This window comes from Vibrio sp. 1580 (genome assembly GCF_033340055.1).
This window is the reverse complement of record NZ_JAWOVT010000373.1, coordinates 1-643: the sequence shown is the minus strand read 5'-3', so window position 1 is coordinate 643 and position 643 is coordinate 1. Positions and strand designations below refer to the sequence as shown.

Genomic DNA, 643 nt, shown 5'->3' with positions numbered 1-643 from the left:
TTACTCAATTGCAGACAAACCAGCTCTAGCGCCAGCGATGATCTCTTCTGGCATCATGGCTGACATGGGCGGCGGCTTCCTTGGCTGTATCGTAGCGGGCTTCATCGCAGGTGGTGTGGTATTCCAACTTAAGAAGATCCCTCTTTCTGCTAACATGACTGCGTTGGGCGCTTACTTCATCTACCCTCTACTAGGTACGCTTATCTCTGCAGGTATCGTTCTATGGGGTATCGGCGAGCCAATCAAGATCTTCATGGCTTCTATGAACGAATTCCTAGCTTCTATGGCTGGCGCTTCTAAAGTGGTTCTAGGTACGATTCTTGGTGGTATGACGGCATTCGATATGGGCGGTCCAATCAACAAAGTAGCAACGCTATTCGCTCAAACTCAAGTTGATACACAACCATGGCTAATGGGTGGTGTTGGTATTGCAATCTGTACGCCTCCTCTAGGTATGGCACTAGCAACATTCCTATTCAAGAAGAAGTTCACTAAGCAAGAGCAAGAAGCAGGTAAAGCAGCAGCAATCATGGGTTCTATCGGTATCTCTGAAGGTGCTATCCCATTCGCAGCAAACGACCCTGTACGCGTTCTTCCTTCAATCGTTGCTGGTGGTATCGTTGGCTGTGTGTTCGGCTTCCTA

General features: G+C 48.5%; 1 protein-coding gene. It reads left to right on the top strand.

Annotation, left to right across the window (positions count from 1 at the left end; genetic code table 11):
- Positions 1-643: fructose-specific PTS transporter subunit EIIC (locus R7093_RS26080; protein WP_318147128.1), on the top strand; the 643-nt coding region annotated here is incomplete at both ends.